This is a genomic window from Pimelobacter sp. 30-1, from assembly GCF_018831735.1.
Taxonomy (GTDB): Bacteria; Actinomycetota; Actinomycetes; order Propionibacteriales; family Nocardioidaceae; genus Nocardioides.
Genome location: NZ_NHTS01000001.1, coordinates 791,999 through 815,070, shown reverse-complemented (window position 1 = coordinate 815,070; position 23,072 = coordinate 791,999). Strand labels below are relative to the sequence as shown.

The following is a 23,072-nucleotide window of genomic DNA, read 5'->3' as shown; positions in this document are numbered from 1 at the left end:
GAAGAACATGTGAAGAAGCGGACGGCTCGTCCCGACACCGGATCTTCACAACTCGCTGCCAGCCTGCGGCCCATGATCAGAAGGTTCCGTGCGCTCGTGCTGGTCCTCCTCGGCTCGCTGCTCTTCGCGGCCGTCGGGTACGCCGCGGCGCTGGCGATGTCGCCCTCCCGCGGCGACCAGGCCGCGCCGCCCAGCGGTCCGGTCACCGCCGAGGTCGGGCTGCGCCGGCTCACGTCGTCGGTGGTCGTCCGCGGCGACGCCGGCTTCGCCGACCCGGTCGAGCTCGTCGTGCGCACGGCAGCACCGATCCCCGTGGTGACCCGCCTCCCGAGGCACCGGGGCGCCACCGTGCGGGCGGGCGAGGTGGTCCTCGAGGTCGCCGGCCGCCCGGTGGTCGCCCTGACCGGTTCGCTGCCCGCCTACCGCGACCTCGCGCCGGGCGCCGCCGGCCCTGACGTGCGCCAGCTCGAGACGGCGCTCGCGGCGCTCGGCCTCGACCCGGGCGACGTCGACGACGAGTTCACCGCGGCGACCGGGGACGCGGTCGGGCGGCTCTACGCGCGGCTCGACTACCCCGCGCCGCCGAGCGCGGGGCTGCCGATGAGCGAGGTGACCTACGTGCCGAGCCTGCCGCGGCGCGTCGACCGGATGCCGACCCGTCTGGGCGCGCCCCTCTCGGCCAAGCCGATCCTGCTGTCCGGCACCGAGCTGGTGGTGACGATCGGGCTCACCACGGCCGACACCGCCCTGCTCCGGGCGGGGATGCGCGCGGTCGTCGAGGTACCCGGCGGGCGGTCCGTGCGCGGCCGGCTGGGGCCGGTCACCACGACCGCGACCGGCGGGCGCACGACGGTGCGTCCGCTGCGCCTGACCGAGCGGCAGCGGCAGGCCCTGCGCGGGGCGAACGTGAAGGTGACCGTGCCGCTGCGCAGCACCGGCGGCCGGGTGCTCGTCGTACCGCTGGCGGCGTTGAGCACGGACGCCGCCGGCGCGGTCCGCGTGGTGCGGGTCGACGCCGACGGCTCGACGCAGGTGGTCGCGGTCGAGACCGGCCTGTCCGCGCAGGGCTTCGCGGAGGTCCGGGGCGACGGCCTCGCCGCCGGCGACCGCGTGGTGGTCGGCCGATGAGCACGTCCGCGGCCGTCATCGAGCTCAGCGGGATCGGCCGCCGCTTCGCCGGGGACCCGCCCGTCGACGTCCTGCACGACGTCGACCTGACCATCGGGGCAGGCGAGTTCGTGGCGATCGTCGGCCCGTCCGGGTCGGGCAAGTCGACGCTGCTCAACATCCTCGGACTGCTCGACTCCCCCACCACCGGGCGCTACCTGCTCGACGGCATCGACACCGCCACGGTCAACCACCGCGGCCGGGCCCGGTTGCGGGCCGGCCGGCTGGGCTTCGTCTTCCAGGCGTTCCAGCTGCTGCCGCAGCTGACGGTCCGGGAGAACGTCAGCCTCGGCGGGCTCTACCTCGGGCTGACCCTGCGCGAGCGCGGCCGCCGGGCCGACGTCCTGCTCGACCGGGTCGGCCTCGGGCACCGCCGGGACGCCCGGCCCGCGACCCTGTCCGGCGGCGAGCGCCAGCGCGTCGCGATCGCCCGGGCGCTGGTGGCGGAGCCGAGCGTGCTGCTCGCCGACGAGCCGACCGGCAATCTCGACACCGCGAGCGCCGCCGCGGTGCTCACCCTGTTCGCCGAGCTGCACGCGGAGGGCGCCACGATCGCGATGATCACCCACGACCCCGGGGTCGCGGACCGCGCCGCCCGGAGCGTGCGGATCGTCGACGGACGGGTCGCCGGATGAGCCGCGAGCGGGCCCGCCTGCGCACCCACCTCGGCGAGGCGATGGCCGGGGTCTCCGCCCGTCCCGGCCGGCTGGCGCTGACGATGCTCGGCGAGGCGCTCGGCCTCGCCGCGCTCGTCGCCACGGTCGGTCTGGCCACCACCGCGAGCGGCCAGGTGGCCGACCACTTCGACCAGGCCGCCGCCGACCGGGTCACGGTCCAGGTCGAGCCGTCCCGTGCGGAGCGCGGCGCCCGGCTGCCCGAGGACGCCGCGGACCAGGTCCGCCGGCTCGACGGCGTCGAGGCGGCCGGGACGCTGACCCGGCTGCCGGTGACCGATCCGGTCCGCACGGTGGCGGTCGTCGACCCGCAGGCACCGCCCGATCCCCTGCTCCCGGTGCTGGCCGCCTCGCCGGGACTGCTCGACGCCGTCGACGCCCACGTCACCGGCCGGCCGTACGACGACGGGCACGTCGCCCGCGCCGACGCCGTCGCGCTGCTGGGCGCGGGCGCGGCCCGCAGGCTGGGGCTCGGCGACCTGGCGCACGGCCCCGCCGTCTTCGTCGGCGACCGGGCGCTGACCGTCATCGGCATCATCGACGACGTCAGCGGGCGCGGCGAGCTCCTCGACTCCGTCGTGGTCCCGGAGACGACGGCGGCCCGCCTCTTCGGCTGGACCGGCGCGCTGTCGCTGCAGGTCCAGGTCGCCCCGAACGCGGCCGAGACCATCGCCCGGCAGGCCCCCCTGGCCGTCGCGCCCCAGGACCCCGGGATCGTCGTCGCCGCGGCCCCACCGACCGATGCGGCGCTGCGCGACCGGGTGGAGAGCGACGTCTCCTCGCTGCTCGTGCTGCTGGGGCTCGTCGCCCTGATGGCGGGCGGGGTCGGGATCGCGAACATCATGCTGCTGTCCGTCATGGAGCGGATCGGCGAGATCGGGCTGCGCCGCGCGCTCGGGGCGACCCGGGGCGACCTGATGACCCAGTTCCTTGCCGAGAGCGCCGTGGTCGGGCTGCTCGGCGGGATCGTCGGGACGAGCCTGGGCTTCGTCACCAGCATGCTGGTCGCCCTGAGCCGGGACTGGACGCCGGTGCTCGACGTACGCCTGCTCGCCGCGCCGCTGGCCGGACTCGTCGTCGGCGTCCTCGCGGGCGCCTTCCCCGCCTGGCGCGCAGGCTCGCTGGAGCCCGCCCAGGCGCTGCGCACCCTCTGACCGACCGGCCGACCGGCGTCAGCCGCGCCGGCGCGGGAAGACCTCCAGCGCCCGGCGGTACAACGCCACCGCCGCGAGCTGGGAGTCCACGCCCAGCTTGCGGCGCAGCGACTTCACCTGGCTGCGGACGGTCCCCTCGGCGACCCCGGACGCGAGCGCGATGCGCTGGACCGAGACGCCGTCGTAGAGCTCGCCGAGGATCTCGTACTCGCGGTGGGTGAGCTGCTCCATGCGGCGCACGAGCGAGCGCTGCTCCTCGGCGACGTCGGCCCACTCGCGCAGGGCGCGCTCGCGCACGCGCGGCGGGGTCGGGGAGAGCCCGGCGAGCATCTGGCGGATGGCGACGGCGAGGCCGGCGGTGGAGGTCGAGGTCGGGAGCACGCCGGTCGCGCCGGCGGCGAGGACGGTGCCCCAGCGCGGGCCCGGGGCGCTGTCGGTGAGCACGAGCCAGCGGATCGGCTCGCGGCCGAGGATGATCTCGACGTCGTGGAGGAGGTCCGGGGTCTCCAGGTCACAGAGGATCACGCCGACCGAGGCGCGACTGCCGTGGAGGCTCTGCCGGAAGGTGCGCATGGCGCCGCGGCGCGGCCACTCGATGGGGACCGGGACCAGGCCGCGCGCCTTGAGCGCAGCGGCGATGGCCTGGCCGACCAGCCGCCGCTCAGCGACCAGCGCGACCCGGCGCGGCGGGTCGGGAACCATGGCTCAGCCGCCCTGTCCCGCCGCCGCGCCCTGCCCCACGAACAGCGCGCCGGCCCAGTCGACGCCATCGATCCCGGGTCCGCCGACGACGACGGCCCGGCCCACCGGGTGCGCCGCCGCGGCGCTCTGCTGCCAGCCGATCCGGTGGAGCACCCCGTCGGGCGTGGCCCACGAGAGTGCCGTCCGGGTCGCGACCATGCCGCGCACGGTGGCCGGGTCGAAGCCCGGCACCCGTCCCGACGCGACGTAGCGCTCCGTCCCGACGATGCCGCTCTCCGGGTTGAAGTAGCGGTAGTAGAGCAGGGACGAGCCGGAGCGCGTGAAGTAGAGGCGGCCGCGGTCGTAGAACATCCCGGTCATGGCGACCAGGTCCGCGCGCCACGAGGCCAGCGGCACGATCGCGTCGGCGGTCGCCACCGCCTCCGCCGTCCCGTACGACGTCCCGTCGAACGAGCGCCGCGTGAACGTGCCGTCGCGGCTGCCGGTGTAGAGCTGGCTGCCGAGCATGAAGGCCCCGCCGACGCTCGCCCAGTCCGGTCCACCGGCCGGTGCGGTGGCCCCGCGGTAGAGCGGTCCGGACTGCACCGGCGTCCCCCAGCTCGGGTACGACGTCCCGCCGGTGCCGAAGCGCGCGATCCGGTCGCGCTGCTGCCCGCCGATCTCGTCGGTGTCCGAGGCGACCCACAGCCCGGCGGTGGTGACGAGGAAGTCGAAGACGCCAACTCCCTTGGTGCGGCCCGGGTCCCACGAGAACGGCAGCCCGTTGCTGGGGCTGAGCGCCGCGATGCCGTCGCGACGCACCGCGCCCGGTCCGGCGCTGTTGCTGCCGTAGGAGTTGTTGAACCAGCGCTGGTGCCCGCCGACGTACACCGCGGACGGGGTCACCTCCAGCGCGGTGATCGTGTCGCCGCCGGTGCGCGAGACCCACGACGGGACGGCGTCGGCGGCGTTCTGGTTCTCGAAGCGGGCGACCGCGTCGCACGGTCCTCTCGCCCCGGAGGGCCCTCCGCTCGCGGCCACGACGAAGTAGGAGCCGTCGGGCGAGAAGTCCACGTCGCGGATGTAGCTGTAGTAGTGCCGGCTGCAGTTGGGCACGTAGAACCGCGTGCGCAGCGGCGCCGGCCGGGCCTTGCGGCGGCCCAGGTCGACGACGAACAGCTGGTGGTTGCGCACGTGCTGCAGCGAGCGGAAGTTCCCGATCGCCACGAGCCGCCGCTGGTTGGGGCTGATGTCGATCTTGACGACCGTGGTCGTGCCCAGACCGCCACGCTGCCGGCCGCGGACCGCGAGCCCGAAGTACTTCCGGGCCACGCCCGTGCGTGCCTTGAGCGTGGCGAGCGCCTTCTGGTTGCGGCCCCCGATGGTGGAGAACGAGCCGGCCACCCACAGGCGCCCGCGCTGGAGCCGCAGGTCGCGCACCGAGGCGTCGATCCGGCCGGCGTTGAACCGGCGGACCACGCGACCGTTGGTGACGACGAGCTGGGCCAGCCGGGCCCGGCGCTGGCCGCCGATGGTGGTGAAGTCGCCCCCGGCGTAGACGGTCCCGTTCGGGCCGGCCCGGACGACCAGCACGGCCCGGTTGGGGTCGGGGTGGAAGGACGGGCTGATCCGCCCGGTGACGGCGTCGAAGGCGAGCAGCCCGTGCCGGCGCAGCGTCACCGTGCCGCCGGCGTCGCGGGCCCGCGTGAACGAGCCGCCCACCACGATCGTGCGGCCGACCTGGACCACGGAGAGCACCTGGCCGTCGAGGATGGAGGGGGTTCCTGAGGCAGGGACCGCGACGACCAGGCGCCCACCGGGCTCGGTACCGGCGTCGGCGGCCGGTACGGCCGTCAGCACCACACTCAGTGCGGAGCACCAGACGGCGACGAAGCGGAGCAGCGCGGACACCCTGACACGCTCCCTCCTGCTCCCGGCACCGACGCCGGATCAGGCGACAGTAGGCCGGTGCTCCGGACCCCGGTCGGCGCGCGGCGATAGTCACCCAAAATTGGTGAGTCCCCAGAACCCCCATCCCACGGACGCTTTGCTGCATGACGTCCACCGCGGGACCGGCGGACCGTTCGGGCCGGGTTGCGTGCCGATGCTTCGTCGTCGGCGTTGCCGGCCTGCCCTTGTGGTGGGTCCTCGGCGTCGCCTCGCTCGTGCCGCTGGCGATGGTGCTGCCGCTGGGGTGGGACCTGTGGCGGCGCCGGCGGGTCGTCGTACCGCCGGGGTTCGGGTGGTGGCTGCTGTTCCTCGGCTGGGTGCTCCTCGGCATCGGCACCCTGTGGGCGACCGCGCCCGGCGCGGTGGCCGACGGCGGCACCGGCCGGCTCATGGTGTTCGGCTACCGCTTCGGCTGGTACGTCGCCTGCACGGTCGTGCTCGTGTGGCTCGGCAACATCCCCGCCCGCCTGCTGTCCGACCACGTCGTGCACCGCGTCGTGGCCTGGATCTTCGTGGTCGCGGTGGCCGGCGGCGTGGTCGGCCTGATCGCTCCCGACCTCGAGCTGACCACGCTGGCGGAGACGCTGCTGCCCGGTGCGCTGCGGGGCAACGGCTTCGTCAGCACGCTGGTCTCGGCGCAGGCCTCGGAGCTGCAACAGGTGCTCGGTGGCCTCCCCCAACCGCGCCCCAAGGCGCCGTTCCCGTTCACCAACACGTGGGGCAGCGCGATCTCGCTGAGCCTGGTGTTCCTGGTCGCGCTGCTGGTCGGCTCCCGGCGCCGGTGGCGCTGGCTGGCCGCGCCGCTGCTCGCGATCGCCGCCGTCCCGATCGTGCTCAGCCTCAACCGCGGGCTGTGGCTGGCGGTCGGCGCGAGCTGCGTGGGCTTCCTCGTCCTGCTCGCCGTACGCCGCCACCACCTCGCGCTCGTCACGCTGGTCGCGGCCGTGGTGCTCGGCGGCGTGGTCGCGACGAGCACTCCGCTCGGCGCGACCGTCAACGAGCGCCTGGACCACCCGCACAGCAACGACCGGCGCTCCCAGCTCCTCGTCGCGACCGTCGACTCCATGACGAACGGCTCCCCGGTGGTCGGCTTCGGCGGGACGCGCAACGTGCAGGGCTCCTTCGCCTCGATCGCGGGAGGGGCGACCCCGGCCTGCCCGGCGTGCGGCGTACCGCCCCTGGGGACGCAGGGGCAGCTCTGGCTGGTGCTGTTCTCGCAGGGCTGGGTCGGGGCGCTGTTCTTCCTGTCGTTCTTCGTCCAGGCCCTGCGCCGGACCTGGCGATGTCGCACGATCAACGAGACGGTCGCGACCTTCGCCGTCGGCATCTTCCTGCTGCAGCTGTCGGTCTACGACACCCTCGGCCTGCCGATGATGCTGGTGATGGTGGCGATCGGCCTGGCCTGGCGCGAGCAGCGCACCGGGCAGCCGCTGCGGCTGCCGAGCCGGCGGTCCTGGGTGCTCGTGGCGAGCATCGCGCTGCTCGGCGGCGTCCTCGCGGCGGCCACGCCCTCCGGCGGCGACCCGCGGTGGCGCAGCACCGTCACGGTCGCCCTCACGCCGTCGCCGACCTACCTCGACATCGGGGACGCCGCCCGCGAGGCCGACAACGGCGGGGTGGACGTGCGCCCACCGGCACCGGCCACCGTCGACACCGAGGCGGCGCTGCTGAGCTCCGAACGACCACTGACGCTCGCCGGCGACCGGGTCGGGATCACCCCGGCCGCGCTGCGCAGCGACATCTCCGTCGCCGCGCCCCCGCTCTCGACCGTGCTCGAGGTGACCCTCACGACGCCCCGGTCCGCCGACCCGGTGGCGGCCGCGCAGGCCGTCGCCGACGAGTACCTCGCCGAGCGGACGCGCTTCCTGGAGCGGCGTCGTACCGACCTGGTGGCGCGGCTGAACGAGGAGCTCGCCGCCATCGACCCGACCGATCCGGCCTGGGCGGCCACGCGCACGTACCTGCGGGCGGCGATCGACAACCTGACCACCCACCGGCCCGCCGCGGGCTCCGTCATCCGGGTCGGTCCGGCGACCCCGGTCGGCACCGGGCACGGCGTCCGGATCACCAGCGGCATCGGCATCGGCGTGCTGGTCGGCCTCGCCTGGTTCCGGCTCCGGAGGCGACCGTGGGAGTGAGCGGACGACCGCGCGACATCTGGACCCGCCTGGTGATCGACCCGGTGACCGATCCCCTGGCCCGGGGCCTCGCGCGGCACCGCGCGGTGACGCCCAACCGGGTGACCGCGGTCGCCGGCGTCCTCGGGATCGCGGCCGCCGCCTGCCTCGCGACGGGGCGGCTGCGGACCGGCGGCGCGCTCTTCCTGCTGCGCTTCCTCGCCGACTGCCTCGACGGCAAGATCGCCCGCCTGCAGGGCACCAGCTCACCGCGCGGGGCCCTGCTCGACGTGGCCACCGACGTGCTCTGCGTCAGCGCGGCGTACGCCGCCCTCGCGGGCTGGGCGATCACCCACGACCGGGCCTCCCCGGCACTCGCCGTCGCGATGCTCTGCGCGCTCGCCTGCTACGGCTGGAGCCTCGCCCAGCGCAAGCACCTCGCCGACGCCGCCGGCCTCGGCGACGGGGGCTCGCGGCTCATCGATCGCACCGACCTGCCGCTGCTCGATCCGTGGCTGCGCCTGTGCCGGCGGCTGAACATGAGCCCGGTGCCGTGGGCGGTCGAGTGCGAGACCCTCGTGCTCGGGCTGCTCCCCCTCGTGGGCGGACCGCGGTTCCTCGCGCTCGGTCTCGGGCTCGGCCTCGCGTTCTACGTCGTCGCCACCCTCGTCAACCTGCGCCGGATGTGGCGGATCGCCGGCCTCACACCCCCCGAGGAGCCACTCGTGCTGCCCGACGTCGATGTCGTCATCGCCACCCACGACCGCCCGGTGCTCGTCCGCGAGGCGATCGCCGCCGTCCGCGACCAGGACTACGCGGGACGCGTCCGCGTCATCGTCGTCTTCGACCGCTCCGCACCGGACCCCACCCTCGTCAGCGACGACCCACGGCGTCCCGTCGACGTCGTCGCCAACGAGCGCAGCCCCGGCCTGGCCGGGGCCCGCAACACCGGCATCATGGCCGGAACCGCCGAGCTGGTGGGCTTCTGCGACGACGACGACCTCTGGCTGCCCGGCAAGCTCGACGGCCAGGTGCGCGCCCTCATGACCGGCGGTCCACCCACGTGCGTCACCGGCATCGAGATCGCGTACGACGGCACGCTCACCCCGCGCGTCCCGGCTCCCGCGGACCTCGAGCTGCGCCACCTCGTGCGCCGCCGGGTGATGGAGGCGCACCCCTCCACGGTCGTCGTACGACGGGACGCGCTGCTGACCCGGATCGGTCTGGTCGACGAGGAGATCCCCGGCAGCTACGGCGAGGACTTCGACTGGATGATCCGCGCCGCCGGCGCGGGCGGCTTCCACCTCGTCGCCACCCCCCTGGTCCGGGTGCGCTGGGGCGGCTCGCAGTTCTCCCGGCAGTGGGCCACGATCGTCGAGGCGATCGACTACGGCCTGGCCAAGCACCCCGCCTTCCACGAGGACCGCCGGGCCCTGGCCCGGCTGCTCGGCCGCAAGGCCTTCGCCCTCGCCGCCCTGGGCCGCCCCGACGCCCTCCGCTGGGCCGGCCGGACCGCGCGTACCTGGCCCCGCGAACCCCGTGCCTACCTCGCCGCAGCGGTCGCGCTGCACCTCGTCAGCGCCGATCGGCTCCTCGACCTTGCTCATCGTCGCGGCCACGGGATCTAGGGGGTGGCTCGTCGGCCCGCACCTGCTACGCGGTGCGGGCGACTCGATCTGGCGGCGTTGTCGGAGACTCGACGGGCCGCCGGCCCGCCTTCGCTCCTCCGCCTTGCCAGATCGGCCGCCCCCACCGCTCGCGACGGCGCGGGCCGGCGAGCCACCCCCTGACGCTTTCGCCGCTCCCCCATTTGGGGGGCGAGATTGCCCCCTGCCCGCATTCCTTTGGAAAGGTCCCCTCCCGACGCAGGAACAGGGAGGTGACGTCGTGGAGTACGTCCGAACACACAAGATTCGAAGGATCTCACTGATCGCAGCCCTCGCTGCGGTCGTGATCGGTGGACTGGCTCTGGTGCCGTCCGCCATGTCGAGCAAGTCGGCGGGGCGGTTCCCCGCCGGGACCTTCGAGAGCCACCAGGACGGGTTCGCCGGTGTCGGCGCCAGTCGGGTGAAGCTCTCGGGCAAGGGTGCCGGACGGCACCAGTCGCGGGCCCTCGTGGTCCGCACCGTCCACCGGGGCCCCGCCGTGGCCCGCAGCAGCGTGCGCTTTGGGGGGGCGCACGCCGCCGGCACCAAGTACGTCGTCCGGGCCTGGGTGCGCGCCACGTCGGCTCGCCCCGTCGCGCTCCGGGTCCGTGAGGTGACCAAGGGCAACGGCGTGCAGATGCGCGCCACCCGCGTGGTCGCCCAGCCCGGCACCTGGACCCCGATGAAGGTCCAGATCACCGCGAAGAAGCGGGCCTCGGCGCTGACGCTGCGCTTCCGCGCCCCGTCGCTGCCGGTCGGCGAGCGGATCCTGGTGGACGACCTCCGGGTCGCCCCGGTCGTGTCCGCCAACACCACCGACGCGAACGGCACCGGTGGCGAGGGTGCCGCCGGTCAGCTGTCCAACGGCTGCGGCCGCACCAAGCGGGGCATCCCGACGTGCAGCGGCAGCACGTACGTCGGCGCGGCGCACGGGTCCAACACGGACCCGGCCACGCTGGAGAAGCAGGTCGGCGGCCGCCTCGGCGTCCGGCGTACCTACTACACCTCGACCGGGGTCGACAAGGCCGTCAAGACCGCGCAGGCCGACCTCGCGGCCGGCCGGCTGCCGTGGATCAGCTTCAAGCTGCCCTACTCGTGGTCCGACATGGTCGCCGGTCGCGGTGACGCCTGGGCCAAGGACATCGCCCGCAAGCTGTCCGCGCTCAACGGCCCGGTCTGGGTCGCGTTCCACCACGAGCCCGAGGGCGACGGCGACATCCAGCTCTGGCGCAAGATGCAGGAGCGGCTCGCGCCGATCGTCCGCAGCAACGCCTCCAACGTGGCGTTCACCGTCGTGATGACCGGCTGGAACGAGTTCTTCGGCGAGGCGAAGTACCGCCTCTCCGAGATCTGGCCGCGGGGCGTCAAGATCGACGTCGCCGGGTTCGACATCTACCAGCAGTACGGCGTGGTGAAGAACGGCAAGACCACCACCAAGTGGACGAGCTTCGCCGACTACTACAACCGGATCTCCACCTGGGCGCGCTCGGCCGGCGTCGCGTGGGGTCTGGCCGAGACCGGTGTCACCGACACCGCCGCGGCCGCTCGCCCGTCCGAGATCTCGGACACGGTGAACCTGATGGAGCAGTACGGCGGCATCGCCTACAGCTACTTCGACAGCGCGCTCAACAGCGTCGCTCCGTGGGTGCTGGGGACCGATGCGAAGCGCAAGGCGTTCGCCCGGGCACTGGCGGACTCCCCGACGCTCCGCTGAGCCCGACGCCTCACCCGCAGAGGCGCTCCAGCGCGATCAGCGTCTGGAGCGCCCGCGGGGCGAGGTGCTCGCCGCCCGGTGCGTCCAGCAGCCGCAGGTACCGGGTGAGGATCGCCACCAGGTAGAGCAGGCTGTGCACGTGCGGCTCGCCCCCCAGGCTCCGGTCGGAGTACGACGCGAGCGCGAGCGCCCGGACCACCGCGTCCGGTGACGTCGGGGTGCCGAGGTTGAGCGCGTTGACGACGTAGTGCAGGGCATCGAGGCCGGTGGGAACACCGGTCTCGAAGCGTTCCCAGTCCCACAGCAGGACCTTCGAGCCGGTGATCGCCATGTTCCACGGCGTCCAGTCGCCGTGCCAGGCGCCGAAGGCGACCAGCCGGTGACCCGTCACGGTCGCCACCCGCTCCATCGCCCGGCCCAGCCGCCCCCGCATGACGGGGTCCGCGAGCTCGCCGGCCACCTGCCACTGCCGGCGCCACCAGTCGGACGAGGCGAGCTCGCCGTCGGTCAGCCCGAACCGCGAGGCCAGCTCGCCCATCGCCTCCTCGGGCGGCGTCCAGGAGCGCCGGTGGCGTGCCCACGGTGACGGCGCGAGCGGCCGGGTCAGCAGTACCGGCCGGCCCTCCCACGACGTCCGGGCGATCAGCTCCGGCGGGATGACGTACTGGTAGCGGTGCGCGGTCACCGCGGCGAGCGCCCGGCCCTCCGCGGCCACGTCGGCGCAGGTGTTCTCGGTCCAGCCGACCTTGGCGAACGCGCGACAGGTGCCGTCGGCGTCGAACACCTGGAGCACCGGCTTGCGGTTGACCCGCGCGGTGCCGATGCTCAGGCTGAAGGTCACCGGCGTGCCGAGCACCGCCGAGAGGTGATCGGCCAGACCGTGGTCGCCGCCGCGCACCTCGACCCGGTGCCGCAGCAGCGCCGGTACGGCGCGCACGGCGGCGCCGGCCGCGACCCGGCTGGTCGAGTCCCACCAGCTCGACCCGGCACTGACCCGGCGGAGCGAGGCGGCGGCCGCCGAGGGCGGGTCGACGGGCACGAGCACCGTCGGGACCGCGCCCCGGTGGACGACGGCGAAGCGGGCGCGCACGGGGCGGCCGTCGGCAGGCGCTCCGGCGTCCACCGTCTCGGCCCCCGGCCACAGGTCCGCGGCGACGGAGAGCAGGTCCTCGGACATCACGGCACCCACGTCACGCCGCCCGCACGCAGGCGAAGAGGTGGCGGCCGTAGTTGTCCTCGTACGGCGGCACCGCGTCCCGGTCCGGGCCGAGGTCGAGCACCTCGTCGAAGGTGGTGTGCTCGAGCAGGAACTCCCGGATGTACGTGGGATCCCAGCCGCGCAGCGACTTGCGGAACCAGCGTTCGTGCTCCTGGCCGGTGTCGAGGAAGAGCACCCGGCCGGTCGCCTGGTCGAGCAGCCGGACCAGCTCGACGGCGTCGCAGCTCCCGCGGCCCAGCACGAAGTGGTGGAGCAGGCTGAAGCACGACACGACGTCCCAGGTCTCGTGGGAGCCGCGGAGCAGTGCGACGGCGTCGCCGGTCCGGATCCGCGCGGGGTCCAGGCCGTAGACGATCCGGCCGAGCGTGGCGCCGAGCGGGTCGCGCTCGATCCCCTCGGCGTCGAGGCCGAGGTCGCCGAGGTGGCGGACGAACCAGCCGTAGCAGCTGGCCACGTCGAGATAGCTGCCGGCGAGCTGGTCGCGCCCGCGCAGGAAGGACTCCATCGCCTCGAGCCGGTCGACGCAGCAGCGCACGGTGGGCCAGCGCGCCTCCAGCTCGGGCGCGACGACCGGCTGGTAGAGCTCACGGCCGCCGTCGAGCCACGACATCGCCCGGAGCAGGTCCTGCAGCGGCGTGGTGATCGCGCCGCGCCGTACCCGCACGGGGAGCGAGGACAGGCCTGCGGCCGCGGCGAGCGCGACCCGGTGGTGACCGTCGAGGACCTGGAGGCAGTCCGAGTCCGCCACCGGTACGGCGAGCACCGGCTGTCCCGGCGGCGAGTGCAGCGCGCCGGTCGGCAGGTCCACCGGCTCGCCCGCCGCGCGGGCCAGGAACGACCGCGCCTGTGTGACCACGCCGGCCTCGTCGGTGGCGCCGAAGAAGCGGCCGGTGCGGCGTACGCACACCCGTGCCATCCGCCCGTACGACGACGCGAGGATCGCCGCGTCCGGCACGGCGCCCGGTCCTCCCGCGGCGGCGAGGTCGAGCAGCGCCGCGTGCGGGCCGTCGACCACCCGCCGGGAGGGCCAGAGGGGGTCGCCGAGGGCGCTGGCGAAGGCGGCGGCGGTCATGCCGTTCTGGCCGCCGAGCAGCAGCCGGTCGAGCGGCACCTCACGCAAGCCCGGGTGCCACCGGGTGATCCGGGCCAGCCGGTGCCGGGCGGGCGCGGAGATCAGGTCGGTCATCGCAGAGATTCCTCTCGCCAGTGGGGCACCCGGCCCAGGTAGGCGGCCAGTGCCGCATCGGGTGCTTCGAAGTGGTGGCGGAGCGTGGCCGCCAGGTCCGGGGGCAGCGGCGTGCCGGGCCGCTCGTTCCAGCGGCCGACCTCGGCCGGTCGGTGCACGGGGAGCCCGAGCCGGCGCTGGAGGTCGACGTAGACCTCGACCGGGTCGGCGAACAGCGCGTCGGCGTCGACCACGTGCACGCGCGAGCGCCCGAGCGCGGCGACGTACCGGTCGATCTGCGCCGCGTAGTCCCCGCGCTGCAGGTAGGCGTGGTGCCGGTGCGCGAAGCTCGTCGCGCCCGGGTCGGCGACGAGCAGCTCGGTCTGGCCGGCGGTCCGCTCGGCCTCCCGCGCCACCGCGTCCGCGAACGACAGCGTGTCGAAGCCGCGGGCGCTCTCGTGCCGGTGCGCGGAGTACGCGCGGGTCACCGGGTCGCGCACCATCACGACCACCTGGCACTCCGGCAGGTCGCGCGCGATCCGCTCGGCGGCGAGCGGGTGGAAGAGGTAGTAGCCGCTGCACTCGAAGGCGATCCGGCCCCGGGCGGTGCGGCGCAGGGGGAAGTGCGCGCGGTACCAGCGCCGGCCGTTCCCGTAGCCGTCGTCGAAGTAGCCCGTCCCCTTGTCGACGGTGGGCCGGCACAGCGCTGGGTGCTCACTGAGCAGCCGGAAGAGCGTGGTGGTGCCGGCGCGCTGGGCGCCGACGACCAGGAGGCCCGGCTCCTGGCGCAGGTCCGCGGTCACCAGGCCCCAGGCGAGCAGCCCCGCGCGCGCCGTACGGCGCAGGGGCGGGGGCAGCCGGCGGCGCAGGCGGCCCGCGACCTGGCGGATCATGCCGCCACCGCCAGCCGGCGCCGGGACCGGAAGCCGGTGACGAAGACGTCGACGGCGAGCCGGGTCCGCAGCCGCCACACCACGGCGGCGTACCCGAGGCCGGCGACGGCGGTGGCCACCAGCCAGCCGATCGGCGAGAGTCCGGCCACGAGGGCCAGCAGCGCGACCGGCACCCCGACACACCCGATGGGGAGCGCGGCGGCGAGGACCAGGTCGGCGACGGGCAGCCGCAGCCCGATGTCGGCGCGGAGCTGGAGCACCGCGAGCACGCAGCGCACCACGACCGCGATCACCCAGGCCACGGCCGCGCCGGCGATGCCGATCCGCGGCACGAGCAGCAGGCACAGGCCGACGTCGAGAGCGAGCGCGACCAGCGTGTTGGCCAGGCTCAGGCCGCTGCGCCCGGTCATCAGCAGGAGGGTGTCCACCGGGCCCGACGCGACGGCGAGGAGCATGCCGGCCGCCATCACCACGGCGACGACGACCGCCTCCCCCTTCGTGTACGACGTACCGAACCACCCCAGGTAGGCGGCCGGAGCGGCCGCGACGGCGAGGTAGACGGGCCAGGCGAGCAGCACGCTCCAGCAGGTGCTCACCCCGAACACCCGGGAGACCAGCGCCGGGGCGTCGTCCGCCTCGGTCGCGAGGATCATCGTGAAGCGCGGCTGCACGACGGACGAGACGGCCTGGTTGGCGAGCTGGCCGAAGACCACGAACCGGGTCGCGACGGTGTAGACCGCCGCATCCGTGGGCGAGAGCAGCCAGGCGACGAGCACGATGTCGAGCCGCTGCACGCCGACCTGCGCGATCCGGGCGATCGCCCGGGGGGCGGTGAAGCGCCAGTACTCCCGGCGGCCGACCACGGCGTCGTCGCGCGCGGCACCGGCACCGGCGCCGCGCCGGCCGCGGCCGACCACGTGGCGCAGCGAGCCGAGCGCGAGCACCGCGCTGACGGCGTACGCCGCGCCCCAGGCGGCGGCGAGACCCGCACCGGGCAGGTCCAGCAGGATCGCCACCGCGACGAACGCGATCTGCACGGCGGGGCGCACGATCCGGTCGATGAGCACGGTCGCGCGGAAGAGTGCGTGGGCCCGGACGGCCGCCAGGCACAGGTCGGTGGCGGCGGCGAGCGGGAGCGCCCACATCAGCGCCCGGGCGTCCGGCCACCACAGCCCGAGGGCGAGCGCCAGCAGCACCGCCGTCGCCAGCACCGGGACCGCGGCCGTGCGCACCAGGGCCCGGACGGCCTCCGGCCGGTCGTCGCGCAGCACGAAGCGCGCGAGTCCCGTGTCGGTCCCGAGGCCGGCCGCCGCGAGCGCGACGAGGAAGACCGCAGTGACCGCGAAGAACCGGCCGGCCGTGTCCGGCGTGACGCTGCGGGTCACGACGAGGACGAGGCCGAACCCGGCGAGGGTGCTGAGGACCGCACCGGCCAGGGTGGCCGCGCTCCCGCGCGCGACCGCCCGCAGGTGCCGGCGTTCCCCAGCGACCTCCTTCACGCGTCCACCCCCAGCAGGCCCACGACCTGCGTGTCCGTGCCGGCCGCCGCGGCGACGACCTCGTCGATCTCGGAGCGCCGGCACCGGCCGGGACGGACCTCGATCAGCACGGCCGTCGAGGCCGCGAGCAGCGCCCGGCCCACCGCCGTACCGAAGCCGGGCGAGCGGACCAGGACGAGGTCGGCGTGCTTGGCGAGCTCGGCCAGGCTGCGGCCCATCTCGGCCGACGCCGCGAGGTCGCCGAAGGCCGCCGGGTCCACCGCCGCGGTGCTGTCGTCGGCGAGCGGCCGCAACCGGCTGCGGAAGTGGCCGTCCTCCACCAGGACGTCGTCCACGACGGCCTCCTGGAGCACGAGGCTCGCCATCGCGGCGACATCGTCGGGACGGGTCAGGTCCACGCTCACGACCTCGTAGCGGGCGCGCGCGAAGGACTCCACGAGCGCCGCGAACGTCAGCGCCTTGTCGCGCGCGGGTGGCGCGACGGTCACGACCGGCGGCCGGTCCGAGCCGGCAGCGAGCACCACGGATCGCGCGTGGGCGATCACGTCGCTGTCGGCCCGGACCGGGGCCCGGAGGACGCCGAGGGGCGTGGGTCCCGCATCCGCGAGATCCTCGAGCCGCCGTACGACGTCGGGCGCGATGCGCCCGGACCGGACCACCACCACGGACAGGGTCAGCAGCAGCGCCAGGACTCCCCCCAGGAGCCCCGCGCGCATCGGGCTGGCCCACGGTCCGGGTGCCGTCAGCTGTCCCGGCGTGACCACCTGGCCGGGGTCGAGGCCCACGGCCTGGACCGCGGCCAGCTGGGCGCGCAGCGAGCTGATCTGGACGATCAGCTCCTGCGCCTGCTGGTCGAGCGGACCGCGCCGCGGGTCACCGGACCCGAGCAGGTCGAGCTTCTTGACGGTCGCGTTGCGCTCGCTCTCGCGCAGCTTGACCAGCGCCTCGAGGCGCGAGGTCCGGTCGGCGATCGCGGCGACCGTGCGGGACCTGCGGTAGTCCAGGTAGACCTTGGCGAAGGCGGATGCGCGCGCGACCGCGGTCGCGTCATCCGGCCCACGCGCGGTGATGTCGAGCAGCTGGGTGTTGGGCGGCACGCCGACCTTGATCGCCGCGAGCAGGTCGGCCGGCGTACCGGACTCCTTCAGCGTGGTCAAGACGGTGCGGGCGACCGCGTCCGACTGCAGGAGCTGGGCCTCGGTCTCGAGGTTGACCAGGTCGTCGCCGCGTCCGCCGGGGCTGTAGGCGTTGCCCTCCGACGGGTGCAGCATGATCACCGCGGTCGCGGTGTGCTGGTGGTCGCGCTGCCGCGCCCACATGGTTCCGACCCCCGCGCCGAGAACGGAGGCGGTGACGGCGGCGACCGCGGCGACCGCGATGAACCGCGGGGTGACCCTACGGAGCTGGCCCATGACACCTCCCCATCCCGACGACCGGCTCGTCGGATCGCCTCATCATGAGCGCGTCTCCCGGCTCCCGGAGGGCCCGTGCGGGGATACCCCCAATTTGTGGGAAGCCTGCGACCGCGAGCCGCGGAAAGCCCCTAGGGATGGGGGAATCCTGCCCAATATCGGTCATGCCCGCGCCAGGAGCGGTTGACACGATCGCAGGGCCCTCGGGACCGGGGGCCGTGCGAGTGCGGGGATGGGTGATGCACATGTTTTCAGCCAGGATCAGTCGGCATCAACCGGTCCCCGGCCGGCTGCGGCGTCATGTCGCGTGGCTGCTCGTCCCCATCACGGCAGCCGTGATGCTCGTCTCCGCACTCGCGCCACTACCGTTCCTCACGCCCGCTGCACAGGCCGCGCCGGGCGCGGTCGGCTTCGTCGCCTCGACGAGCACCGACGGCAACCGCACCGCACACACCGTGCGGGTCCCGGCCGCCGCCCAGACCGGTGACGTGCTCGTCCTGGCCCTCACCACCAACTCGTCGACCAGCACGATCGCCGACCTGTCCGGGTGGCAGCTCCTCGCCAGCCGCGACGGCAACGGCGTGCGCAGCCGGCTCTGGAGCCGGATCGCCACGGCCGGCGACCCGAACGCCAACGTCACCGTCACGACGAGCGCCGCGGCCAAGTCGGTGATCGCGGTGAGCGTCTACCGCAGCACCGGCGCGTCTCCGTCGGTGACCGCGGTCGCCGGCGGCACGGACGCGTCCGGCACCACCCACGTCGCGCCGGCGATCCCGGTCGCCGCGGCGGGCTCCTGGGTGCTCGGCTACTGGTCGGAGAAGTCCTCGACCGACACCACCTGGACCCTGCCCGCCGGGACGACGTCCCGCGGCACCGACGCGACCACCGGCAGCGGCAAGGTCAGCGCCGCGTGGGGAGACTCCGGCGCAGCCGTCGCCACCGGCACGGCTGCCGCCCGCACCGCCACCACCAGCACGACGGCGTCCCGCTCGGCGACGTTCTCCATCGTCATCAGTCCCGGCGACCTCACCGACAACGCGCCGACCGCCGCGTTCACCGCGAGCTGCAACGCGCTCGTCTGCGCGTTCGACGCGTCCGGCTCCGACGACCCGGACGGCGACACCCTGACCTACGCCTGGACCTTCGGCGACGGCGGCACCGGGACCGGGCGCACGCCCAGCCACACCTACGCCTCGGCGGGGCAGCGCACGGTCACCCTGACCGTCAGCGACGGCAGCCACCAGGACTCGACGACCCGCCAGGTCAACCCCGACACCGCCGTCACCTCCGGTCAGATCACCTATGTCGGCTCGGCGAGCACCGCCGGCAACCGGCCCGGTCACTCGGTGACGATCCCCGCCTCCGTCGAACCCGGCGACAGGCTCCTCCTCTTCCTCACCACCAACTCCACCGCGACCGCGATCGACAACCTCGACGGCTGGACGCAGCTCCAGACCCGCGACGGCAACGGCATCCGCGGGCGCGCGTGGACGCGCAGCGCGACGGCGGCCGACGCCGGCCGGACCGTGACCGTCACGACCGGCAGCACCTACGTGAAGTCCGTGCTGACGGTGGCCGCCTACCGCAGCACCGGCACGGCCGTGGTCGGGGCGTCCGCCCTGGGGGGTGCGGACGCCTCGGCCACCAGCCACACCACGCCGGCCGTCACCGCGGCCCACGCGAACTCGTGGCTGGTCAGCCTGTGGAGCGAGAAGTCCTCCACCGACACCACGTGGAGCCTGCCGGCCGGTACGCCGACGCGCACCCAGGCCGCCGCCACCGGCACCGGCAAGGTCAGCGGCATCCTCGGCGACTCCGCGGGCGCCGTGCCCGTCGGCCCGCTCGCCGGCAAGACCGCGACGACGAGCACCTCGGTCTCGCGCTCGATGCTCTTCTCGATCGTGCTCGACCCGGGCACCGACGCGACCGGCACGAACGAGCCGCCCGTCGCGGAGTTCTCGACGGGGTGCGCGGGCCTGACCTGCGAGATGGACGCCGCCCACTCGTTCGACCCGGACAAGGACGCGCTCACCTACAGCTGGACCTTCGGCGACGGCCAGACCGGGACCGGCGTCAACCCGTCCCACACCTACGCCACCCCCGGCACCCGGACCGTGACCCTGACCGTCAACGACGGCAACGGCCACACCGACCAGGCGACGAGCAGCGCGACCGCGGTGCCCGCGGACCCGCCTCCGGGCCACACCGCGCTGGTTCCCGACACCCCGCGCACCAACCAGCCCACCATCACCGACGGTGAGATCTGGGACATCGAGGTCGTCGGCAACCGGGTCTACATCGCGGGCACCTTCACCTCGATTCGCCAGCCCAACAACGGCGCGGTGATCAACCAGGCCGGGCTGGCGGCGTACAACTGGAGCACGGGGCAGGTCGACACCGCCTTCCGGCCGACGTTCACCAACGGCGGCGTGGACGCGGTCGAGGCCTCGCCCGACGGCACCAAGCTCTACATCTCCGGCAACTTCGGCACGGTCAACGGCCAGGCCAAGAAGGCCATCGCCCGGATCGATCCCGCCACCGGTGCCCCGATCGCGGGCTTCACCGCCAACGCCAACGGCAAGGTCAACGAGCTCGCGGTCACCAACTCCACCGTGTACGCCGGCGGCCGGTTCACCACCATCAACAACGTGCCGCGCAGTGCCCTTGCCGCCGTCGACGGCGTCACCGGAGCGGTTCGCACGGACTTCGTCCTCAACATCACCGGCGGCATCGGCACCAACGGCGAGCTCGCGGTGCAGCGGCTCAAGCTGAGCCACGACGAGGGCCGGCTGCTGGTCGTGCACACCGGCCGCCAGGTCAACGGCCAGAACCGCTACGGCGTCGCGATCATCAACACGCGCACCAACAAGCTGACGCCGTGGAAGAGCACGCTGTGGGAGGACAACCTCCAGTTCGTCGGCGGCATCCAGCGCGCCTACGGCGGCGACATCGGACCGGACGACTCCTACTTCGTCGTCACCAGCGGCTCCGGCGGCGACCGCCCGCCGATCAACGACACCGTCATCGCGTTCAAGCTCGACAACGACAGCAACGCCCAGCCGATGTGGATCTCGCGGCACTTCGACTCCGTCTACTCCGTCGCCGCGACCGAGGCCGGCATCTACATCGGCGGCCACTTCCAGTGGGCCGAGTCGGCGACGGCGCCGAAGCCGTGGCCGGGCCTGGACGACGTCGGCTACGGCACCGGGCAGGGGCTGTCGGCGTACGCGTTGGGCGACACGGTGGTCAAGCGCTTCCACCTCGCCGCGCTCGACCCCACGGACGGTCACGGGCTCGAGTGGTTCGCACCGTCGAACTCCTACGAGGGCGACAAGCACATCGAGGCGACCTCGCGCGGCCTGTTCGTCGGCGGTGACGGCAACACCAAGGGCGGCTACAACGTCGGCCGCATCGCGTTCTTCGACTTCGCCAACGTGCCCGCGCAGAACGGCACCCAGACCGTGATCAGCACCCCGATCGAGGGCCGGATCGAGCCCGTCAACGAGCCCTACGAGATCACCGGCACGGCCACCGCGGCGTCCGGGATCAACCGGGTCGAGATCGAGGTCATGGACCGCAACACCAACCGCTACCTCAACGACGACCTGACCACCTGGGGCAGCACGACGAGCAACACGATCAACGCCACGCTCGACCCCGGCACCGGTACGTCGCGCACCTGGCGGCTCCCGCTCACGATGACCGCCAACCGCGAGCTCCTCGTGCGCGCCCGCGCGGTCGCGACCAACGGCACCGCGGACAACACCAAGGCCACGAAGAAGTACGAGACCTTCGGCACGAGCGACCGCACGCCGACGACCAGCATCACCGGACCGGCGAGCCCGCTGAGCCAGCTGACGTTCACGATCACCGGGTCCGCCTCCGACGACATCGGCGTCAACGGCGTCAGCTTCACGCTGCGCGACAGCCAGAACCGCTACCTCCAGGACGACGGCACGGTGTCGGGCACCTACAACACGTTCCAGGTGACCCCCGACGTCGTCGGCGCGACCAGCACGACCTGGTCCTACGAGGTGACCGTCCCCTACGAGGACGAGTGGTGGGCGCAGGCCCGGTCCAGCGACACCGCGGGCCAGTCCTCGCTCGACACCGCGGACCGGCGCTGGATCGTGACCGAGAACGGCCAGCCGCCGTCGGTCTCGATCGCCCAGCCGGCCACCATGGTGCCGCCGACCACCGCCCAGCCGGTGACGGTGACCCCCGGCCAGCCGCTGACCTTCTCGGGATCGGCGAACGACGACCAGGCGCTCAACGAGGTCTCGATCACGCTGCGCAACAACTCGACCGGCGAGCGCCTCGCGGCCGACGGATCGTGGGGCACCAACGTGATCGCCGGGTCCTACCGGGTCTCGCCGGTCAACCTCAACCAGGCGAGCTACAACTGGACCTACACGACGCCGTTCAACCTGAGCCCCGGCTCCTACTCGTTCACGGTCAGCGCCGAGGACCAGATCGGCCTCACCACGTCGTCGAGCAACCAGGGCCGGCTCACGCTCAACGCCACCATCCCCGGTGACAACCCCCCGAACGCCACCATCACGCCGACCGGAACGATCACCGGCCAGCAGGTGCTGCTGCTGAACCTGGCCGGCAACGCCACGGACGACAAGGGCGTGGCGCGGGTCGGCGTGGCCGTGCGCGACGCGGACACCAGCCGCTACCTCCAGCCCAACGGCACGATGTCGGCGTCCTTCGCCACGCTCGACGCCACCCTGGCCAACCCGGGGGCGACGAGCACCGGCTGGACGCTCAACGTCGCGCTGCCGACGCAGGGCGACTGGAACGTCGCGGCGTACGCCTGGGACAACGCCGGGCAGCAGGACCCGTCGACGAACGGCGCCACCGCGCGCTACCCGATCTACCCGGGCGACCAGCCGCCGGTGATGAACGAGGCGCTGCTCAGCCCGACCGAGGGGACCGAGTTCCCCGACGGCAAGATCTTCGTCAGCGGCCGCGCCGAGGACGACCAGGCGATGCAGGAGGTCGACGTCGCGATCGTCAACGCGGCCGGCCAGTACATGAGCTCATCGGGCACGTTCACCAGCACCAGCGCCAGCTGGCGCACGGCGTTCCTCAACAGCCCCGGCACGCCCGGCTCGAACTTCTCCTACACGACGCCGGTGATCCCGGCCGGGGCGTACACCGTCCGGGTGCGCGCGATCGACCAGCACAACTTCGTCAGCGTGATCTACGAGCGTCACGCAACCGTCACGCACCCGCCCAACAACCCGCCCGTGGCCAGCTTCACGGTCAGCTGCACCAACAACGTCTGCGCCTTCGACGCCCGCGGCTCGACCGACGAGAACGCCGCCACGCTGACCTACTCGTGGGCCTTCGGCAACGGCAGTGGCAGCGGACCGGTCCCGACCCGGACCTACACCGCCCCCGGCACCTTCACGGTGGTCCTCACCGCGCGCGACGAGTGGGGAGACGTCGGGACCGCGACCCGGACCGTCACGATCACGACGCCGCCCGGCAACCGGGCACCCGTCGCGGTGCTCAACCCGCCGGCCTGCTCGAACCTGTCGTGCAACTTCTCCGCCGTCGGCTCGGCCGACCCGGACACCGGCGACACGATCTCCTACCGCTGGCAGTGGGGCGACGGAACGGCCGACTCGACGTCGACCTCGCCGGCGCACACCTTCCCGGCCGCCGGCACCTACCCGGTCCGGCTGATCGTCACCGACGGCTGGGGCGCCGCGACGACCACGACCCGGTCGGTCACCGTTCCGTAAGGTTGTCAGCGACATCCAATTGTGG

14 protein-coding genes are annotated in these 23,072 nt (G+C 73.9%); 7 read left to right on the top strand and 7 right to left on the bottom strand.

Annotated features, from left to right (window positions below; all coding sequences use genetic code 11):
* Positions 1–72: 72 nt before the first annotated feature.
* The 3 genes from CCO04_RS03840 to CCO04_RS03830 are packed head-to-tail and all read left to right on the top strand — an operon-like array spanning position 73 to position 2,995.
* Positions 73–1,128 (top strand): hypothetical protein, encoded by a 1,056-nt coding sequence (locus CCO04_RS03840; protein WP_215812752.1) that lies wholly within the window; start codon positions 73–75, stop codon positions 1,126–1,128.
* Positions 1,125–1,802, top strand: a complete 678-nt coding sequence (locus CCO04_RS03835) for an ABC transporter ATP-binding protein (RefSeq protein ID WP_215812751.1) — start codon at positions 1,125–1,127, stop codon at positions 1,800–1,802. The genes CCO04_RS03840 and CCO04_RS03835 overlap by 4 nt, the downstream gene beginning before the upstream one ends.
* The gene (locus CCO04_RS03830) at positions 1,799–2,995 is read left to right on the top strand and encodes an ABC transporter permease (protein WP_215812750.1); all 1,197 of its coding nucleotides are present in this window, start codon (positions 1,799–1,801) and stop codon (positions 2,993–2,995) included. Before CCO04_RS03835 ends, CCO04_RS03830 begins: the two co-directional genes overlap by 4 nt.
* An 18-nt stretch (positions 2,996–3,013) precedes the next feature.
* Here CCO04_RS03830 and CCO04_RS03825 read toward each other — a convergent pair whose 3' ends face one another.
* Both CCO04_RS03825 and CCO04_RS03820 read right to left on the bottom strand, forming a co-directional pair.
* Positions 3,014–3,697, bottom strand: coding sequence for a LuxR C-terminal-related transcriptional regulator (locus CCO04_RS03825; RefSeq protein ID WP_215812749.1), 684 nt, complete (start codon positions 3,695–3,697; stop codon positions 3,014–3,016).
* A 3-nt stretch (positions 3,698–3,700) separates the two neighbouring features.
* Positions 3,701–5,587: a hypothetical protein gene (locus CCO04_RS03820; protein ID WP_215812748.1), complete on the bottom strand. Its 1,887-nt coding sequence runs from the start codon at positions 5,585–5,587 to the stop codon at positions 3,701–3,703.
* 143 nt (positions 5,588–5,730) lie between these two features.
* Between CCO04_RS03820 and CCO04_RS03815 the strand changes: the two genes are divergently transcribed.
* From CCO04_RS03815 to CCO04_RS03805, 3 genes are all read left to right on the top strand, one after another.
* Positions 5,731–7,764, top strand: coding sequence for a hypothetical protein (locus CCO04_RS03815; RefSeq protein ID WP_215812747.1), 2,034 nt, complete (start codon positions 5,731–5,733; stop codon positions 7,762–7,764).
* Positions 7,761–9,371, top strand: a complete 1,611-nt coding sequence (locus tag CCO04_RS03810) for a glycosyltransferase (RefSeq protein WP_215812746.1) — start codon at positions 7,761–7,763, stop codon at positions 9,369–9,371. The genes CCO04_RS03815 and CCO04_RS03810 overlap by 4 nt, the downstream gene beginning before the upstream one ends.
* A gap of 343 nt (positions 9,372–9,714) precedes the next feature.
* Positions 9,715–11,103, top strand: a complete 1,389-nt coding sequence (locus CCO04_RS03805) for a hypothetical protein (protein ID WP_215812745.1) — start codon at positions 9,715–9,717, stop codon at positions 11,101–11,103.
* A 10-nt stretch (positions 11,104–11,113) separates the two neighbouring features.
* Here CCO04_RS03805 and CCO04_RS03800 read toward each other — a convergent pair whose 3' ends face one another.
* Genes CCO04_RS03800 through CCO04_RS03780 form a run of 5 tightly spaced genes read right to left on the bottom strand, consistent with a single transcriptional unit; the run spans position 11,114 to position 17,291 of the window.
* On the bottom strand, positions 11,114–12,280 hold the full coding sequence (locus CCO04_RS03800) for a hypothetical protein (protein ID WP_215812744.1): 1,167 nt from the start codon (positions 12,278–12,280) through the stop codon (positions 11,114–11,116).
* 13 nt (positions 12,281–12,293) lie between these two features.
* Positions 12,294–13,508, bottom strand: a complete 1,215-nt coding sequence (locus tag CCO04_RS03795) for a class I SAM-dependent methyltransferase (RefSeq protein ID WP_215812743.1) — start codon at positions 13,506–13,508, stop codon at positions 12,294–12,296.
* Positions 13,505–14,380, bottom strand: coding sequence for a sulfotransferase (locus CCO04_RS03790; protein WP_215812742.1), 876 nt, complete (start codon positions 14,378–14,380; stop codon positions 13,505–13,507). Before CCO04_RS03790 ends, CCO04_RS03795 begins: the two co-directional genes overlap by 4 nt.
* Positions 14,377–15,879 (bottom strand): polysaccharide biosynthesis C-terminal domain-containing protein, encoded by a 1,503-nt coding sequence (locus CCO04_RS29635; protein ID WP_215812741.1) that lies wholly within the window; start codon positions 15,877–15,879, stop codon positions 14,377–14,379. The genes CCO04_RS03790 and CCO04_RS29635 overlap by 4 nt, the downstream gene beginning before the upstream one ends.
* On the bottom strand, positions 15,876–17,291 hold the full coding sequence (locus CCO04_RS03780; protein ID WP_215812740.1) for a hypothetical protein: 1,416 nt from the start codon (positions 17,289–17,291) through the stop codon (positions 15,876–15,878). Before CCO04_RS03780 ends, CCO04_RS29635 begins: the two co-directional genes overlap by 4 nt.
* 338 nt (positions 17,292–17,629) lie before the next feature.
* On the opposite strand from CCO04_RS03780, the gene CCO04_RS28275 reads away from it, so the two are divergent.
* Complete coding sequence (locus tag CCO04_RS28275) at positions 17,630–23,047, top strand: PKD domain-containing protein (protein ID WP_252372607.1); 5,418 nt, start codon at positions 17,630–17,632, stop codon at positions 23,045–23,047.
* Positions 23,048–23,072: the final 25 nt, after the last annotated feature.

What these genes read in the sequence shown, in the direction of transcription:
- CCO04_RS03815 (WP_215812747.1), top strand. Translation starts at nt 5,731, where the DNA reads ATGACGTCCACCGCGGGACCGGCGGACCGTTCGGGCCGGGTTGCGTGC.
- CCO04_RS03790 (WP_215812742.1), bottom strand. Translation starts at nt 14,380, where the DNA reads ATGATCCGCCAGGTCGCGGGCCGCCTGCGCCGCCGGCTGCCCCCGCCC.
- CCO04_RS28275 (WP_252372607.1), top strand. Translation starts at nt 17,630, where the DNA reads ATGCTCGTCTCCGCACTCGCGCCACTACCGTTCCTCACGCCCGCTGCA.
- CCO04_RS03780 (WP_215812740.1), bottom strand. Translation starts at nt 17,291, where the DNA reads ATGGGCCAGCTCCGTAGGGTCACCCCGCGGTTCATCGCGGTCGCCGCG.
- CCO04_RS03835 (WP_215812751.1), top strand. Translation starts at nt 1,125, where the DNA reads ATGAGCACGTCCGCGGCCGTCATCGAGCTCAGCGGGATCGGCCGCCGC.
- CCO04_RS03840 (WP_215812752.1), top strand. Translation starts at nt 73, where the DNA reads ATGATCAGAAGGTTCCGTGCGCTCGTGCTGGTCCTCCTCGGCTCGCTG.
- CCO04_RS03795 (WP_215812743.1), bottom strand. Translation starts at nt 13,508, where the DNA reads ATGACCGACCTGATCTCCGCGCCCGCCCGGCACCGGCTGGCCCGGATC.
- CCO04_RS03830 (WP_215812750.1), top strand. Translation starts at nt 1,799, where the DNA reads ATGAGCCGCGAGCGGGCCCGCCTGCGCACCCACCTCGGCGAGGCGATG.
- CCO04_RS03825 (WP_215812749.1), bottom strand. Translation starts at nt 3,697, where the DNA reads ATGGTTCCCGACCCGCCGCGCCGGGTCGCGCTGGTCGCTGAGCGGCGG.
- CCO04_RS03800 (WP_215812744.1), bottom strand. Translation starts at nt 12,280, where the DNA reads ATGTCCGAGGACCTGCTCTCCGTCGCCGCGGACCTGTGGCCGGGGGCC.